This is a genomic window from Granulicella sibirica (assembly GCF_004115155.1).
Taxonomy (GTDB): domain Bacteria; phylum Acidobacteriota; class Terriglobia; order Terriglobales; family Acidobacteriaceae; genus Edaphobacter; species Edaphobacter sibiricus.
The window spans coordinates 760,429-778,146 of record NZ_RDSM01000002.1; the positions used below are offsets into that span (position 1 = coordinate 760,429).

General features: G+C 60.7%; 8 protein-coding genes. 3 read left to right on the forward strand and 5 right to left on the reverse strand.

The window, feature by feature from the left end; all coding sequences use genetic code 11:
• Positions 1-49: 49 nt before the first annotated feature.
• The 3 genes from GRAN_RS14020 to GRAN_RS14030 are packed head-to-tail and all read left to right on the forward strand — an operon-like array spanning position 50 to position 6,645.
• Positions 50-3,271 (forward strand): transglutaminase family protein, encoded by a 3,222-nt coding sequence (locus GRAN_RS14020; protein ID WP_128913629.1) that lies wholly within the window; start codon positions 50-52, stop codon positions 3,269-3,271.
• Positions 3,268-5,760, forward strand: coding sequence for a circularly permuted type 2 ATP-grasp protein (locus GRAN_RS14025; RefSeq protein WP_128913630.1), 2,493 nt, complete (start codon positions 3,268-3,270; stop codon positions 5,758-5,760). Before GRAN_RS14020 ends, GRAN_RS14025 begins: the two co-directional genes overlap by 4 nt.
• A 6-nt stretch (positions 5,761-5,766) precedes the next feature.
• The gene (locus GRAN_RS14030) at positions 5,767-6,645 is read left to right on the forward strand and encodes a transglutaminase family protein (protein ID WP_128913631.1); all 879 of its coding nucleotides are present in this window, start codon (positions 5,767-5,769) and stop codon (positions 6,643-6,645) included.
• 129 nt (positions 6,646-6,774) lie between these two features.
• On the opposite strand, the gene xylA is transcribed toward GRAN_RS14030, so the two are convergent.
• From xylA to GRAN_RS14055, 5 genes are all read right to left on the reverse strand, one after another.
• Positions 6,775-8,094 carry a xylose isomerase gene (xylA, locus tag GRAN_RS14035; protein ID WP_128913632.1) on the reverse strand — a complete coding sequence of 440 codons (1,320 nt, stop codon included), beginning with the start codon at positions 8,092-8,094 and terminating at the stop codon, positions 6,775-6,777.
• A gap of 208 nt (positions 8,095-8,302) precedes the next feature.
• Entirely contained in the window at positions 8,303-10,039 is a 1,737-nt protein-coding gene (locus tag GRAN_RS14040; protein WP_241654602.1) for a CRTAC1 family protein, read from the reverse strand.
• A gap of 38 nt (positions 10,040-10,077) precedes the next feature.
• Positions 10,078-11,241, reverse strand: a complete 1,164-nt coding sequence (locus GRAN_RS14045; protein ID WP_161570977.1) for a tetratricopeptide repeat protein — start codon at positions 11,239-11,241, stop codon at positions 10,078-10,080.
• Positions 11,242-11,315: 74 nt separating this feature from the next.
• A complete protein-coding gene (locus GRAN_RS14050) occupies positions 11,316-14,003 on the reverse strand; it encodes a glycoside hydrolase family 3 C-terminal domain-containing protein (RefSeq protein ID WP_241654604.1) in 2,688 nt (895 codons plus the stop codon).
• A gap of 97 nt (positions 14,004-14,100) precedes the next feature.
• Complete coding sequence (locus GRAN_RS14055; RefSeq protein WP_128913635.1) at positions 14,101-17,535, reverse strand: TonB-dependent receptor; 3,435 nt, start codon at positions 17,533-17,535, stop codon at positions 14,101-14,103.
• Positions 17,536-17,718: the final 183 nt, after the last annotated feature.

The window sequence follows — 17,718 nt, forward strand, 5'->3', positions numbered from 1 at the left end:
CAGCGTGCCAGCATCGCCAGCAACTAAACGCACGACGGATCGAGGATCGATGGGACTTCAGGTTGCACTGCACCACCGGACGCAATATCGGTACGATAAGGCCGTTTCGCTAGGCCCCCAGGTGATTCAGTTGCGCCCCGCGCCGCACTGTCGAACCCCTATCCTGAGCTACTCGCTCGACATCACCCCGTCCGATCGCATCCTGAACTGGCAGTTCGACCCCCTCTCGAACCACCTGGCCCGCGCCATCTTCCCAAGCAAGACCACAGAGTTCACCGTCGACGTCAACCTCGTCGCCGACCTCACCCCCTACAACCCCTTCGCCTTCTTCCTCGAGCCCGGCTTCGAGAGCTTTCCCTTTCAGTACCCGGCGGACCAGCTTGGAAATCTGGAGCCGTACCGCGCAAAGGAGCCGTTCGGCCCCCTGCTTAAACGCTTTGTCGCAGAGTTGTCGCTCGAAAAGCAGGGAACAATCGACTTCCTCGTCAGCCTTAACCAGAAGGTACGTGACGCGGTCGGCTACGTGACGCGCCTCGAGCACGGCGTCCAGACCTGCGAGCAGACCCTTACCGGCGCCACCGGTTCCTGCCGCGACTCCGCCTGGCTGCTCGTGCAGATCTGCCGCCAGGTGGGCCTCGCCGCCCGCTTCGTCTCCGGATACCTTATTCAACTCGTAGAGGACGAACCGTCTGTCGATGGCCCCCCGGGGCCGACCGTCGACTCCGCCGACCTCCACGCCTGGACCGAGGTCTACCTTCCCGGTGCGGGGTGGATCGGCCTAGACCCGACCTCAGGTCTCTTCACCTCCGAAGGACACATCCCCCTCGTCTGCACCCCAACCGCCTCTCAGGCCGCGCCCATCAGCGGAACCTCCGAGAGCGCCCGTGTCGACTTCGGCCATACGATGTCGGTCAAGCGCCTGAATGAAGCGCCGAGCCTGACGAAACCCTACAGCGACGACGAGTGGTTGAAGATCCGCGGGGTCGCCCACGCCATCGACCGGGATGTGAAGCATCAGGACATTCGCCTCACCATGGGCGGCGAGCCCACTTACGTCGGCATCGACGAGCCCGAGGCCATGCAGTGGAACATCGAGGCTCTTGGCCCGCTCAAGCGAACCCGCGGCCTGGCGCTTATCCGATGTCTCCGCGAACGCACCGCCCCCGGCGGTCTCCTGCACTTCGGGCAAGGGAAGTGGTATCCCGGAGAGCCGCTCCCGCGCTGGGCCTTTCATTGCGTCTCCCGCCTCGATGGGGTTCCGGTCTGGGAGAACGTCGACCTCTTCGCCTTCGAAGACAAGGAATACGGTTTCACGGTCGAGGACAGCTTCACCTTCCTCAAAGCTCTTACGCATCGCCTGCAGGTCAGCGCCTCGGACATCCTCCCCGCCTTCAACCAGCCGGACGACAACGGCGACCCAACCACGCCCGCCGGATACATCCTGCCGCTCCGCCGCCGCCAACCCGAAGGCCGCCTCGCGTGGTCGAGCCAGCTCTGGTTCCCACGCCCCCACCGCCTCGTACTGTCCTGGGGCGATTCGCCCATCGGCTACCGCATCACGGTCGACTCGATGCCCTTCGTCGCTCCCGACGAACTCGTCTATGACCGGGAAGACGGTGAGCTAGTCAAGCTCCCGGCACATCCCGCCCGCCGCCCCGATCTCTTTGCCGTCGAACCCACACCCGACCCGCTTCCACCCCTCTCGAGCACCGCCGAGACGGCGAAAGAGCTCATCCGCCCCTCGCTCTGCGTCGAGGCACGCGAAGGCCGCCTTCACGTCTTCCTCCCCTACGTCTCCGTCGTAGCGGATTACCTCGACCTCGTCGCCGCCATTGAGGACACCGCGCAGTTCCTCGAGATGCCTATCTGGATCGAGGGATACACCCCGCCGCACGACCTGCGCCTTCGCGCCTTCTCGCTCACCCCGGACCCGGGCGTCCTCGAGGTCAACCTGCCTCCCACCGACAACTGGGACGACCTCGAAGCCCTCAATGCCGTCCTCGCCGACGAGGCCCACAAGAATCGCCTCATCGCCGGCAAGTTCGCCTACGACGGCAGCCACCTCGCCACCGGCGGCGGAAGCCACATCGTCATCGGCGCCAACAGCGTGCCGGACAGCCCTCTTCTTCGCCGCCCCGACCTGCTCCGCAGCATGGTCTCCTTCTGGCAGAACCACCCGTCGCTTTCGTACCTCTTTTCGGGAATGTACGTTGGCCCCACCAGCCAGTACCCTCGTGTCGATGAGGCTCGCGCCGATGCTCTCTATGAGCTTGAAGTCTCGTTCAGCCAGCTCACCGGAGACGATCCGCCGTACATCCTCGACGGATTGTTCCGCAACCTGCTCGTCGACGTCACGGGGAACACGCATCGTGCCGAATTCTGCATCGATAAGCTCTTCCCGCCCGAAGGTCAGGGCCTCCGCCTCGGTCTCCTCGAACTGCGCGCCTTCGAGATGGCCCCGCACTACCGCATGGGCCTCATGCAGATGCTCCTGGTCCGTGCCCTCGTCTGCGCGTTCTGGAAGCAGCCCTTCACCGGAAGCCTCCTGCGCTGGGGCACAGCGCTCCATGACCGCTTCATGCTCCCGCACTTCGTCCAGCGCGACTTCGCCGAAGTCCTCGGCTTCCTGCAGCGCGGCGGCTATCCGCTCGAGGATAAGTGGTTCGCTTCACACGTCGAGTTCCGCTTCCCGAAGATCGGCTCCATCCAGGTCGACGGAGTCGAGCTCGAACTTCGCCAGGCGCTCGAGCCATGGAACGTCCTCGCCGAGGAGACAAGCTCAGGCCGCACCGGCCGCTCCGTCGATTCGTCTTTGGAGCGCATGCAGGTGAAGGTGACCGGCCTCACCACCGAATCGCGCTACATCGTCACCTGCAACGGCCGCCAGGTCCCTCTCCATCCCACCGGAGAGCCCGGCGAAGCCGTCGCCGGAATCCGCTACCGCGCGCGCCGCCTCTCCGCTGCGCTGCATCCAACCATCCCAGTGCACACTCCCCTGAGCTTTGAGCTGATCGACACCTGGAAGCAGCGCTCGATCGGCCGTTGCACTTACTTCGCCGGTCCGCCCGATGGCACCATCCACACCACGCGCCCCGAGAACGCGACGGAAGCCAAGGCTCGCCGCCTGCAGCGCTTCCAGGTCTCCGAGCCGTCGTCAGATCCCATCGTCACGCCGGGCGAAGAGCACAACCCGATCTTCCCGATGACCCTCGATCTCCGCTGGCCCGCCCCGGATGCCGCTCTCATCGAGACTCCAGGAGTCGCCCCATGATCGGCGATCTCTACCAGTCCACCCTCCGCTACGGCGCCACCTATGAGGAGTCGTCCGCAGACGGCATCAACCCGCGCCCGCACTGGGAGCAGCTCATCGAATCCCTGCGCGCCATTGGCCCCGAGGAGCTCGGACATCGCTGGGCCCGCGCCGAACGCCGCATCCGCGAGAACGGCATCACCTACAACATCTACGGGGACCCCGAGGGCATGAACCGCCCGTGGCGCACCGACGTCGTGCCCCTCCTGATCCCCGCCGAAGAGTGGCGCTATATTGAGGCAGGCGTCATCCAGCGCGCCCAGCTCCTCAGCCTTCTCCTGCAAGACCTCTACGGCCCCCAGACGCTCCTGACCGAAGGCCGTTTTCCCGCCGCTCTCCTCTTTGGAAACCCCGCGTTCCTCCGCCCCATGGTCGGCGTCAAAGTCCCGCCGCACAGCTACCTCCACATGATGGCTGTCGACCTCGCCCGGTCGCCTGACGGAGAGTGGTGGGTGCTGGCCGACCGCACCCAGGCTCCCTCGGGCAGCGGTTATGCCCTCGAAAACCGAACCATCGTCTCTGACATGTTGCCGGAGCTCTTTCGCAACTCGAACGTCCTTCGCCTCGCCCCGTTCTTCCGAGCCCAGCGTGACGCTCTCATCGGCATGTCCGCGCAGCCGAACCCGCGCATCGTCCTCCTCACCCCCGGCCCGCACAACGAGACCTACTTCGAGCACTCCTACCTCGCCAAGTACCTCGGCTTCACCCTCGTCGAGGGAGCGGACATGACCGTCCGCGATCGCCACGTCTACCTCAAGACCGTCGGCGGCCTCGAGCAGATCGACGTCATCCTTCGCCGCGTCGACGACAACTTCTGCGACCCGCTCGAACTCCGCGGCGACTCGCTCCTCGGCGTGCCCGGCCTCGTCGACGCTATCGTTGCCGGAAACGTCAAGGTGGCGAACGCTCTCGGCAGCGGCCTCATCGAGTCGGCCGCCATCATGCCGTTCCTTCCCGGTCTCGCCCGCCATCTTCTCGGCGAAGAGCTCAAGCTTCCCTCCGTAGCCACCTGGTGGTGCGGCCAGAAGCGAGCGCTCGACTGGGTCCTAGACCACCTCGATGAAGTCGTCGTCAAGCCAGCCTTTCCCGCGCGGGGCATGGAACCCGTCTTCGGCTCCGAGCTTCCCGCAAAAGAGAAGGCCGAGTTCATTCAGCGCCTCCGTGCCTTCCCTCACGAATACGTCGCGCAGGAGCAGGTCGCACTCTCCACCGCCCCCGTCTGGGAGAACGACTGCCTCAACTCCCGCAGCATGGTTCTCCGCACCTACGTCCTGAACACCCCGACCGGCTGGTGCGCCATCCCGGGCGGCCTCGTGCGCGTCGCCGAGGCTAACGGGTCCGTTGTCTCCATGCAGCGCGGCGGTCACAGCAAGGACGCATGGGTTCTTTCCGATAGCCCGGTCGACACCTTCAGCATGCTTCGCCCGCGCAACGAGCCCGTCGAGCTGCGCCGCGTCTCGCGCGTCGTCCCAAGCAGCGTGGCCGACAACACCTTCTGGCTCGGCCGCTATGTCGAACGCGCGGAGAACATCGCACGCATCCTCCGCGCCATCGTCCCCCGCGTCACCTTGGCCGACGAGGCCGACCTCGGCAGCCTTTTGCTCCTGCATAGTTGTCTTGGCACCCGGCTGAGCAAGCTTCCCAAGCGCAAGCGGACGCCGATCACCTATGCCCACTTCGAGAAGGAACTCCTCTCGATGCTCACCGACACCAAACGCTGGGACAGCCTCCCCTGTACGCTCGAGGAGATCTCACGCATCGGCGGCAACGTGCGCGAACGCCTCTCGGCCGACATGATGCTGCTCATCGGCCAGCTTCGCGAATCCATGCGCAGCACCCCCGCTGACCGGCTCGCGGACTACTCGGCCAAGCTGACCTCCTGCCTCGCCCTGCTCTCCGCCTTCTCCGGTATGGAGCGCGAGAACATCAACCGCGGCTCAGGCTGGCTCTTCATGAGCCTCGGCCGCCGGCTCGAACGCTCGATCTATCTCACACGCGAACTGCGCATCATCACACGGCATCTCCACATCGAAGACTGGGCCTACCTCGAACGCCTCTTGGAGGTAGCCGATAGCTCCGTCACCTATCGGACGCGCTACTACACCACCCTGCAGCCGCTCGCCGTGTTAGATGTCCTCATGGCCGACGAGACGAATCCGCGTTCACTCGACTTCCAGATCAACCACCTCGCCGATCTCTACGGCAAGCTTCCCCGCCACGTGGCCTCCGATCTGAAGACGATGCAGGAAGCCATCACCTCGATGCGTCGCATCGATCTGCAGTCGATCGTCTACCCGCCGCCGGGCAAGATCAAGCGCGTGGATGATGGCCTCAGTCACTTGGATCGTTATCTTGCGGAGCTGGAAGAGATGCTGCCGTCCTGGTCGAACAACCTGTCGAGCCGGTACTTCAGCCACGCTCGCACCTTGCCGATCACCATGGGCCAATAGGGAAGCATGATCTACAAAGTCAGCCATCGCACCACGTACAAGTACGTCTATCCCGTATCAGTCGGCAATCATGTAGCGTGCCTCAAGCCGCGTTCGTCCGCGCAGAACTACGTCGTTCACAACACCCTCAATATCCAGCCCGCACCTGTCACCTATACCGAACGAGTCGACTACTTCGGCAACACCCTCTGCTTCTTCACCGTGCAGGAGCCGCACAAGAAGCTCGTCGTCGAAGCGAACAGCGAAGTCGTCGTGACGCCCGATACATCCATCTCTGACCGCGCCTCACTGCCATGGGAGCAGTCCACCGACTGCCTCGCTCTCGATCACAGTGTTGAATGTCTTGACGCCTACCAGTACCAGTTCGAGTCGCCACGCATCCGCATCCGCCCAGACTTCGCAGCCTACGCACTCGAATCCTTCACGCCGCAGCGCCCGATGCGCGAAGCCCTGCTCGACCTCACCACCCGCATCTACAAAGACTTCCGCTTCGACTCCAAGGTGACGACCGTCCGCACGCCTACCGAAGAGGTCTTCAAGAAGCGTCGCGGCGTCTGCCAGGACTTCGCCCACGTCCAGATAGCCTGCCTTCGTTCAATCAAGATCGCCGCCCGCTATGTCAGCGGCTATCTCCGCACCTATCCGCCGCCCGGCAAGCCAAGGCTCATCGGCGCTGACGCCTCCCACGCCTGGGTCTCGGCTTACTGCCGCGGCGTGGGCTGGCTCGACATGGACCCCACCAACAACGTCGCCCCCACCGACGGCCACGTCACCCTCGCCTGGGGACGCGACTACGGCGACGTCAGCCCCCTGCGCGGCCTCATCCTCGGCGGCGGCGGCCACTCCCTGAACGTAGAAGTTGATATGGAACCGATCGAGGGTTAGCTCAAGCTCTGGATTTTACTTTTCTGGTTGTCTTTCCCGGAGGGAATCTGCGTCTCCTTCCTCCTCGCCTCAAACGCCAAAGCCCCCGCATCACGCGGGGGCTTTAGCTTACGCATCTTTCAGCGCGAACTAGTAAAGCTTCCGGGCCACCAGATTCTCCAACCGCTCCTGCTTGCCCGACTTCGGCTGAGGATTCAGATTCTTCTCCTCCGAAGCCTTGGCAATGTCAGCGAGCGTCACTTTGCCCGCGAGCATCGCCTCCGCCTCCGGAGTCTTCCAACCCGCATACCGCTCATCCACAAGCTTCGAGAGATCTTTCCCCTCGATCAGATCCGCAGCCTTGAGAAACGCCTGCGCGCAAAGGTCGACGGCACCCACATGCGCAAACACCAGGTCCTCAGGCTCGAACGACTGACGCCGCACCTTCGCGTCGAAGTTCATACCGCCCTTGCCAAGACCACCCGCCTGGATCACGTGATACATCGCCAGCGTCGTATCCCAGAGATCGTTTGGAAACTGGTCCGTATCCCAACCAAGCAACGGATCGCCACGGTTGACGTCCAGCGATCCAAGAATCCCGAATGCGCCAGCCATCGCAATCTCATGTTCGAACGTATGCCCGGCCAGAAGCGCGTGGTTCGCCTCGAGGTTTACCTTCACCTCGTTCTCGAGGCCATACTTCTTCAGAAAGCCAAACACCGTCGCCGTGTCGAAGTCATACTGGTGCGCCGTCGGCTCCTTCGGCTTCGGCTCGATCAGGATCTGTCCCTTGAACCCGATCGCATGTTTGTACTCGACGACGAGCGAAAGGAGACGGCCAGCCTGGTCCATCTCGTGGCCCACGTCCGTGTTCAGCAGCGTCTCGTATCCTTCACGCCCGCCCCACAGAACATAGTTGTCGCCACCTAGAAGCTTGGTCGCGTCCATGCAGTGCTTCACCGTCGTCGCGCTATACGCGAAGACATCCGGATCAGGGTTCGTCGCCGCTCCCGCCATGAAGCGAGGATGGCTGAACAGGTTCGCTGTTCCCCAAAGAAGCTCCGTCTTGGACGACTCCATCTTCTTCGCGAGATAGTCCACTATCTCGTGGAAATTCTTCAGCGACCCACGAAGGTCATCCGCCTCCGGCGCAATGTCGCGGTCGTGAAACGTGTAGAAGGGAAGATCCAACACGCGGAACAGCTCGAACGCCGCATCCGCCTTCTCCTTTGCAGCAGGCATGGCGTCCGAGCGGTTCATCCACGGACGATGGATCGTCGGGGCACCGAACGGGTCGCTGCCGTTCATCGCAAGGCTGTGCCAGTACGCAACGGCAAAACGAAGATGCTCGTGAAGAGGCTTCCCAAGGACGACCTTGTCGCTGTCGTACCAGCGATACGCAAGCTCATTCTTGCTGTCCTGTCCCTCGTAACGAACGGTGTCCAAATCCTGAAAGAGCGTGGTCGCCATATCCTTCTATCCTCTTGTCATTTCGTTTCATTCTTTCTGTGCCGGGGTAGCCGGCGCAGACCGTATTCAGCATACCTGCCAGACATGGGAATAATATCGCAACGTTGCCATACCGAGCGATAGCGTCTCCCAGGCATGCGCTCCAGCTTCGTCTCGGAGTATAGGTTTCACTCCACCTCATGTCAAAGAAGAAGAGCAATCTCTAACTTCACTTCGTGATGGCTGGCCACTTCTCAGCCTTCACCACGCCACGCTTCTCCATGATCGTCACGAGCCCGTTCGCCTGAACTCCCCTGATCTGCTCAACATACCCATTCGTCCAATGAATCTCCAGGTCCGCGGAGGTGTTCTTGCCTATCCCGAAGTGAATACGTTTATCGCTCACCGAGTAGAAGCTCGATTGCGCCATCACCGCCTGCGCCTGCATCCTGCCGCCATACTTGGCGATGATTCGCGATCCGATCGCGCTCCGGTTCGAGACCGTTCCTACGAGCAGAACCTTGATCCAGTTGCCGCCGCCACTCACATCATTGCGCAGCAGGGAAGGAGGCTCGTTGAGGTTGCTGATCAGCATGTCGACATCGCCATCATTATCGAAGTCGCCGAAGGCACACCCGCGGCTGCAATGCGGAGCGGAGATCCCCGGCCCAGCCTCCTCGATCAACTCTTCAAACCTCCCGCCACCCAGGTTCCGAAAGATCATCCGCGGCGTCCTCAGGGGATACTGGGGAAACTTCGCCTCCACCTCCGGATAAACCGACCCGGTCACGACCGCGATGTCGGGCCAGCCGTCGTTGTCGAAGTCAGCAAACCCCGCTCCCCAACTGATATACCGTGTCTCGACCGCGATCCCGGCCTTCGTCGTCACATCACTGAAGTTCCCTGTGCCGTCGTTCTTGTACAGAATGCTCGTGTCATCCGAGAAGTGGGTCTTGAAGATGTCGAGGCTCCCATCCAGGTCATAGTCCCCGATCGCGATTCCCATGCCCGCCTGCTCCGTCCCTTCATCACTCAGCGCGACCCCCCGCTCCGCGCCCTCCTCGGTAAACGTGCCGTCATGATGGTTCCGAAACAGCAGGCTTGGCGTCGAGTCCGACGCGACATAGATATCCGTCCAGCCATCGTTATCGAAGTCAGCCGCGACCGAGGTCATCGCATACGTCTTCGCAGTACGGCCGATCCCCGACTTCTCCGTCACATCGACAAACGTCCCATTCCCAAGGTTCCGATAAAGGTAGTGGCTGCCCATCCCAAGCCCACGCGGCCCGCAGTTCACCGGCACACCCTTGAAGTTGCAGTAAGGATTCTCCCCCGGCTTCGGCAGCTTGCCAAGATTCAAGTCCACATACGTCGCAAGAAATAGATCCAGGTGCCCATCTCGGTCATAGTCCAGAAACGTGCATCCCGAACCCCACCGAGCCGGCCCCGCGTACAGCAGTCCCGCTTCCTTCGTCACATCGGTAAATGTCCCATCCCCGTTATTCCGATACAGCACATTCTGCCCGTAGTACGTGATGAAGATGTCCTCGAACCCATCGTTGTTATAGTCCGCGATCGTCACCCCGCTCGCCCACCCCGACCGCACGAGCCCAGCCTTTTCCGTCACATCGGTAAACGTCCCATCGCGGTTGTTCTTATACAGCCGATTGGTAGCATCCGCAGGAGCATTCTCCATCCTGCTCCCGCAGGGCATAAAGATATCGAGCCATCCATCGTTGTCGAAGTCGAAGAACGCAATCCCGCACCCCACCGTCTCGACGATGTAGTCCTTGCGTTGCAACCCGCCATAGACGATCGGCTGCGTCAGCCCCGCCGCTGCGGCAACATCGGTGAAGTGTGCCCGGAATGGAAGTCCTGACGGCTTCCCGCGCGGCTGCGGCGTCACATTCCTGGCCACAACCCCCTGCCCCATCGCAGACCCGGAAGCAGCCGTCGAAGCCGCCATCCACAGAAACTCCCGTCGCGAATGGATGCGGCGTTTCCTCATGGAGTAACGACAGCCCCCGGCCCGGATATCTTCTGAATCAGCGAGTCCGCCGCCTTGCTATGCAGGGCCTTCGTCTTCGCATATTCCATCTCCGCCTTCTGCTTCTGCCCAAGCGTCGTATACAGACGAGCCAGCCGATAGTGCGCATCCGGCTCCGAAGGATCAAGGCTCTCAGCCTTCAAGAAAGCCGCAAGCGCCTCATCGTTCTTCTTCTCGTCGCTATAGATCTTTCCCAGGTCGAGATAGACCATGCGCATATCCGGCTGGAGCTTCAACGCCTTCGTCAGCAGCGTCTCAGCTCCCGCCGTATCGTTCGTTCTCAGCCGAATATCTCCGAGATAAGCGCTTGCCTGCGCATGCTCCGGATTATGTTGTAACTCCATCTCGAACTGCGGCCCCGCATGATCATAGTCATGCGCGACATAGTACAGATAGCCCAACTCAAAGTGCACATTCGGCTCATCCGGAGCGATTCGCGCCGCCTCTTCCAACTCCTTGATTGCTTCGGGAGCCCGGTTCAACTCACCCAACGCCTGTGCCATCAGCATATGGGCCTGCACCGAGTTAGGATCCGCCGTCAGGATCGTCTTGTACTCGGCCATCGCGCAGTCGTACTGCCGACTAAAAAAGCAGCTCTCCGCAAGCACGCTATGCATCTTCAGGTTTGCAGGATCGCTGTTGACTGCGGCTTGAAGATAGGGAACTGCCTTCGCATACTCCCGCGTCCCGTAGTAACTCATCCCAAGCAAAATCCCGGTCCGAGGATCGTCCGGCTTCTCCTTCTTTGCCGCAAGCAGCGGATCGATTGCCGCCCCAAACTTACCTTGCTTGAACTCAGCCAGTCCAAGATTCATCGAAGCATCGGCTTGGTGCGGATCGAGCGCAATCGCCTTGCGATACTCAACCGCGGCCTGTTCCAACTCGCCCTGCTGGGCAAGCACAAGCCCAAGCGCCGCATGGATCGAAGCGTTCTTCGGATGAGCCGTATCTAGCTTCCGCCACGCAAGCTCCGCCTCGTGAAACTCGCCAGCCTGGGTCAACTCGATGGCGTGTTGAAGCTCAACGTCCTGCGCAATCACCAGCGGCCCAGCGCATAGCAACAGAAGCCCCGCAACCACTGCGGGGACTTTCCGTTTGACATGGAGTTCGCTTCGTTTCACGGTCTCAATAACTGGCCCTTCCACATGAGACTAGCAGCGCAGCCCGCCGCTCGTCTCGCCTGCAGCGGAAGCCGTTACTTCGGCAAAGCCGCAGTCCCCGTCACCGAGAAGTCCGTCTCCACCTTGGCCGCCGTATCCCCGGGCTGCGCTCCCCCGACGCTCAGGTGATACTCACCCGATAGAATCGATCGCTCGCCCTTGTCGTCCACGCTCGAAAGCGAGCGCGGCTGCAGCGTCAGCGTCACCTCGCGGCTCTCCCCCGCGTCCAGGTGCACGCGTTCGAAGCCCACCAGCGAATGCTTCGGGCCGCCAGCCTGCGGCGTCTTGAGATAAGCCTCAACGACCTCGTCCCCAGCCCGCGCACTCGTATTCTTCACCGTCACGGCCGCCGTCACCGGCTTACCCGCCTCGACAGACTTTGCCACCTTTAGCCCCTCATAGCTGAACGTCGAGTAGCTCAGCCCATATCCAAATCCCCACAGCGGAGCGCCCGTGTAATAACGATAGGTGCGGTTTTTGAGCGAGTAATTCGTGAACTCCGGAAGGTCCGCCGTGCTCGCATAGAAGGTAAGAGGCAGACGACCCGCAGGATTGTTCTCCCCGGCAAGCGTCTGGGCAACAGCGGCTCCGCCCTTGCCTCCCGGATACCAGGCCTGCAAAATGGCCGCCGCATGCTCCTTGGCCCACGTAAGCGCAATCGCGCTGCCCGACATCGACACCACAACCACCGGCTTGCCCGTAGCAGATACCGCCTCCAGCATCTTCCGCTGCGAGGCCGGAAGATCGATGCTCGTCCGGTCGCCGCCGTTGAAGCCTTCGATCTTGATCGGCATCTCCTCACCTTCGAGTTGAGGCGATAGCCCAACGAACGCGACGACGACATCGGAAGCCTTTGCAGCGGCAACCGCCTCATCCAACTGAGCCTTCTCCGGAGCCTCCCAGCGCAGCGTTGCTCCACCACCCGCCCGATCGCCGAAGTGGCTGTACGACACCTCGAACGTATGCGGTTTCGTATCGTCGAACGTCAACTCCATCCGCGCCGGCGTCGTTCCCGACATCACCGGCGGAGCGGTGGGAGAAGCCCCTGCAACCACCGCAAACGCCCCCATTTCCAGCTTGCCCTTCGTCAGTGTTCCCTCGGACACCACCTTGCCGTCCATCACAACCCTATAGTTCTCCTTCGGCGAATAGGGAAAGGCTGAACCACCCTCGAGGATGAAGGCGTATTTACCCGCCGCCGGAACCTGCAGCGTCCCGCTCCACCGCACCGAGTAGTCATGCGTCTCAAGCTCAGGGACCGGCTCAACATCGCGCCAGTCGTGCTGAATCGACGAGTCCATTCCCACAGCCACGGGCTTGCCTGTCCAGTCCGTTGTCGCGAAGTACTCCGTCTTCAACCCCTTGCCAAACACGCTCCGAGGCACCGGCACACTGAAGCCCGTAGCGAGCGTCGCCCCTTGCGCATAGTGAACCTCTGCACCGGGGAACTGTTTGATGATGCCATCGACCGGCGACACCGGCTTTGACGCCTGCCCATTGTAGTTACCCTCAAGCGAAGTCAGCAGGTCAGCCGTCGGACCGATGACCGCAATGCGCTTCGGGGCCTTCTCCAAAGGAAGAATGCCATCGTTCTTTAGCAGAACGATCGACTCCTTCGCTGCCTTCAGCGATAACTCGTTATGCTGCACGGAGTCGTCATCACTGAAGGGAATCTTGTCATACGGATTCACTCCCGGAGCATCGAGTAACCCAAGCTCAAAGCGCGCCGTATAGAGTCGCTCCGCAGACTTCGTCAGCAGGTCTTCCGACACGACTCCCTTGCGCACCGCCTCGCCAAGCGTGTTGAAACCGGGCGCCCAGATGCTGCAGGAAAGGTCTGTCCCCGCTTTGATCGAGATAGCCGCCGCATGCATGATGTCCGGCGCGTTGTGATGCCCGTTCGTCACGTCAACGATTGCTGCGCAGTCCGAGACAACGAACCCCTTGAACGCCCAAGCATCGCGCAGGTGATCCTTCAGGAGCATCGTGTTCGCGCATGCGCCCATCCCATCGATGGCGTTGTAAGCGCACATTACCGACTTCACATGTCCATCGATCACCGTCGAACGGAACGCCGGAAGGTAAGTCTCTTCGAGATCCCTTGGAGCGACATCGACATTCGCGATATGACGCGTGGACTCCGGCCCACTGTGTACCGCGAAGTGCTTGCTCGTCGCGACGGCCTTCGGATGCTCCGGATCGGAGCCCTGCACACCGTGAATAAACGCGACGCCCATCCTGCCCGTCAGGAATGGATCTTCCCCGTACGTCTCCTGCCCGCGTCCCCATCTCGGATCGCGGAAGATATTGATGTTCGGAGACCAGAAGGTGAGCCCGTAGAAGATACGGTGGTTGCCCTCGCGTTGCGCCTGGTTATACTTCGCCCGGCCCTCGGTCGAGATCACGTCGCCCATCTGCTGCACCATCATCGGGTCCCACGTCGCAGCCATCCCGATCGCCTGCGGGAACACCGTCGCATAACCCGAGTTCGCAACGCCATGCAGAGCCTCACTCCACGTCTGGTAGTCAGGGATGCCAAGACGCGGAATTGCTGTCGCCCAGTCTTCAAGCTGCGACGCCTTCTCATCCAGCGTCATCTTCGATACAAGGTCATGCGCACGTACCGCCGCGGGAAGGGAAGAGTCCATGTAAGCGGATGGCTTGATCTGTGCAAAAAGACCGATCGACAAAAACGGAAGTGCAGCAAATACAAAACGTCTCACGAGATTGACTCCACCTTGCAGATAAGACAGGAAGCATCCTGTAGAAAAGGAAATGGCGCCGAAGATCAGAGATCGACGGCGCCACTCGGGTTACGGCTTAGAACAGCAGCTTGCCGCCGAACTGGAACTTGCGGGCATCCCACGTCGAGGTCACTTGTCCAAAGTTGCTCGCCGTGAAGCTGTTCTGCAGGTTCTGGAACTGCGTGTGGTTGAAGGTGTTGAACGACTCGGCCCGGAGCTGCAACCGGAGCGATTCACGGTAAAGCGGGAAGGACTTGAAGACAGACAGGTTCGTATTGAAACGTCCTGGTCCGATCACCTTATCCTTACCCGAGTTGCCGAATCCTTGGTTCACACTGGTCGCATCTCCACCTTGCCACGGTGCAACTGGTGCGGAGAACGCTGCAGTGTTGAAGTAGCTGTTGAACTTCTTCTGGCCAAGCGTTGGAGTGCCTGCGACGAGGTTGGCCCGGTTCGAGGTGCCGCCACCAAGACCGATCGTGTCGGTCCCGTATGTGATGGCCACCGGCGTACCGGAGTTCGCGATCGTGATTCCTGAAACCTGCCATCCGCTCAGGAACTCGCGCTCCGCGAAGTTGCTCGAGTTCTTGAAGAAGGGAAGATCGTAGATATAGTTTGTGCTGAAGATGTTGCGGCGATCATAGGATCCTGATCCCTTGTCATACTTCGCGTTGAACGGGTTGGAGAGCGTCGCCAGGTCGCCGCCATTGCTAGCCAGATCGATCTGGTGCGACCAGGTATAGGACACCTGTACTGTCAGGTTGTGCTTGTTCTCGACGCGAAGCCCAGCCTGCAGCGAGTTATAGCTGGAGTTCGTCGTCTGCTCTTCCTGCGTGATACCCGCGTAGCCCTGGAACAGGCGCAGCGTGTTGGCATCCACCGACCCGTTCGCAACCGTCTGCCGGACAGCAGCGCTGCTGTTCAGTGGAATCGTGTTGATGGCGCGGTCGTCGTTCTGGTTCCAACCCGCCGTACCGACATATTGCAGCACGCTGACGATCGACGGAGCGACCTCGTGCTGGATGCCAAGGCTATACATCGCAAGACCCGGAAGCGGATAGTGATACGCGAGATTGGTGATGCTGGCCGGCTTCGGGTTGGTGGAGGCCGTCTGGCCATTCGTCGCGCTCGTGTTTGTATTCGAGAAGTAAACGTTGTTTGCCGAAGGCTGATACGAGAACGGCGGATTGTTCCCCGCGTCATACGAATCGTTGCCCTGGATGCGCTCATAGAAGAGACCCGCACCACCGCGAAGCACCGTCTTGCCGTCTCCGTACACGTCGTACGCAAAGCCGACGCGTGGCTGAGCGGACTTCCAGTCGTTCTGCACGCCGCCTCTTGGGAACCCATTCACGCCTGCCAACTGGATGCCGTTGAGGTAGAAGGGCTGGCTGATCCCCTTCGGTGTGCTGAATCCCGGGCCGTTTGGATTCAACGTTCCGTTGACCGGACTCTGAGCATTCGCTGCGGTAAAGTCTGCCGGGACGAAGTTTGCGAACTCGTTGAAGCGCTCATAGTTATGTGGGAGGGCGTCGTAGCGGAAGCCAAGGTTGAGCGTGAGCCTCCGGGTCAGCTTGTAGTTATCCTCGCCATAAAACGAGTACGTATTATTCACCCAGTGCAGGCCATTGAGCACCTGCAACTGCGTGAAGTTAGCCGCATCGCCAAGCAGGTAGTTGACGTACGAGTCACCCGCGAAGCTGGAATTGTTGAAGGTATAAGTACCCTGCGTATTCGACTGGAGCTGCTGGTTCTTGAGGAAGTGCATCCACGAGAAGCCGAACTTCATCGAGTGGCGGCCCTTGGTCCAGGAGACGTCATCCCGATACTGATAGTCCATGGCCGCGTTGTGCCACGGATAGTAGGATGGGCTCCAGTTCGTACCATACGGCGCACCAAGGTCAACCTCAGGCAGACGATTGAGAGCGTTCTGCCCGGAGAAGAAGGTTGTCGTGTTGAAGCCCGTCGGCTGTGCGAACGTGCCGACCGGGGTGATCGTCAGCTTGTTGCCGTTGAAGTTGAACGCCGTCTCGTTGAGGAGGTTCGGCGAGAGTGTCTGCGTCAGCTTGATAACCGCGGCCCACGCCGGGTTCGAGATCGCGCTTCCAACCGTCGGGTAGTTGTCGTCGCTCCAGAGCGGAGGGAACTTCGTCTGGCTGTTCGCATCGTGGATGTAGTTACCCATCAACTGCAGCTTGTCGTTGATGGTGTGGTCGATACGGACAAGGTCCTCGCGCACAAACGTCGGCTGACTGACCGAGGTTACAAATTGGTTCGCTCCGGTGGAAACATTAGGCTTGGGGAAGATGCCCGTATTGATCATCGTCACCACATTCTGATCGATCAGGTTCGCGGGAATCACGTTGTTCGGAAAGGGCTGTCCGGGAGTGAGTCCATCCGCGGCGTAGATCGCAAGCTTTGCCGGATCCGACGTAACGGGAACAATAGGGGTCTTGCCCGAGGCCGGCGTGACATAGTTCAGCGACTGCCCTAATACCGGGTAATCGCCTGTCGGAATCGTATTGGTCGTGCTCGGAGCCGTTCCGGCGATCTCGCGCCGGTCCTCCTCATTGAAGAAGAAGAACGTGCGGTTACGCGCATTGTTATAAAAGTGTGGAATGAAGAGCGGGCCACCGATGTTACCGCCGAAAATATTCACGCGCAGCTTCGGCGTGGGCTGATTGTTCATCTTCGAGATGTAGTTGTTCGCATCGAACGCCTCGTTGCGATTGAACTCCCACAATCCGCCATGGAAGCTCTTCGAGCCCGACTTTAACACCATCAGCACCTGTCCGCCCGATCCGATCCCATAGTCCGGGCTGTAGTTGCTGGTCAGCGTCTGAAACTGCGCGATCGAATCCTGCGACACGAGAATACTGAAGCATCCACCGCATCCACGATCGTAGATCTCGCCGCCATCCACGAGATAGATGTTGTGGCTCGGACGCGTACCGTTGAAGCTGATGCCGTTCCCGGCAGTCAACGCCATCACGCCGTTATAGTCGGGCAGATTGTTCGAAACGCCCGGCGCCAGAACAGCCAGCGCGGTGATGTTTCGTCCGTTCGTCGCAAGCTCCGCAACCTGTGCGCCTGAGATAAGGCTGTCCACCTGGCTTGTCTCCGATTGCACGGCCAATGCGTTGGCTTCAACCGTGACCGTCTGGCCTTCGCTTCCGACTTCGAGAGTGATCTTCTCTTCGACCGTCTGCGCCACGTTCAACACGATGTTATTTGTCGCCACGTTCTTGAAGCCCGCCGCGACCACGGACAGGTTGTACTTGCCGATCGCCAGGCCGGTAAAGCTGAACAGACCAGAGTCGTTCGTGGTCGCGGTACGCGTGTCGCCCGTCGCCGGGTTCACCAGTTTGACCGTGGCGTTTGGAACCGTCGCGCCCGAAGGATCTGTCGTGATTCCGTTAATCGTTCCGTTCTCCTGAGCATGCGCGCGTGGCACGCCGGCCAGGAAGGCCGTAAGTAGGAAAGCTATCGCCAGGATTTTATTCTTGCGCATCTGTACTCCTCCGAAGGGTCAAACTGTGAAACAGGTTCAAGTGCTGCTGATGGAGCCAGGACAACTTACCGTCGCAGGTAACGTTTTCTCAAATCAGACTCCCAGGGTTGTCTCTTCGTACAAGCACCTGGAGTAATTCAGAAATCCCGAGCAGGCCTGGACGAGCGCCGCACGTTTTGAAAC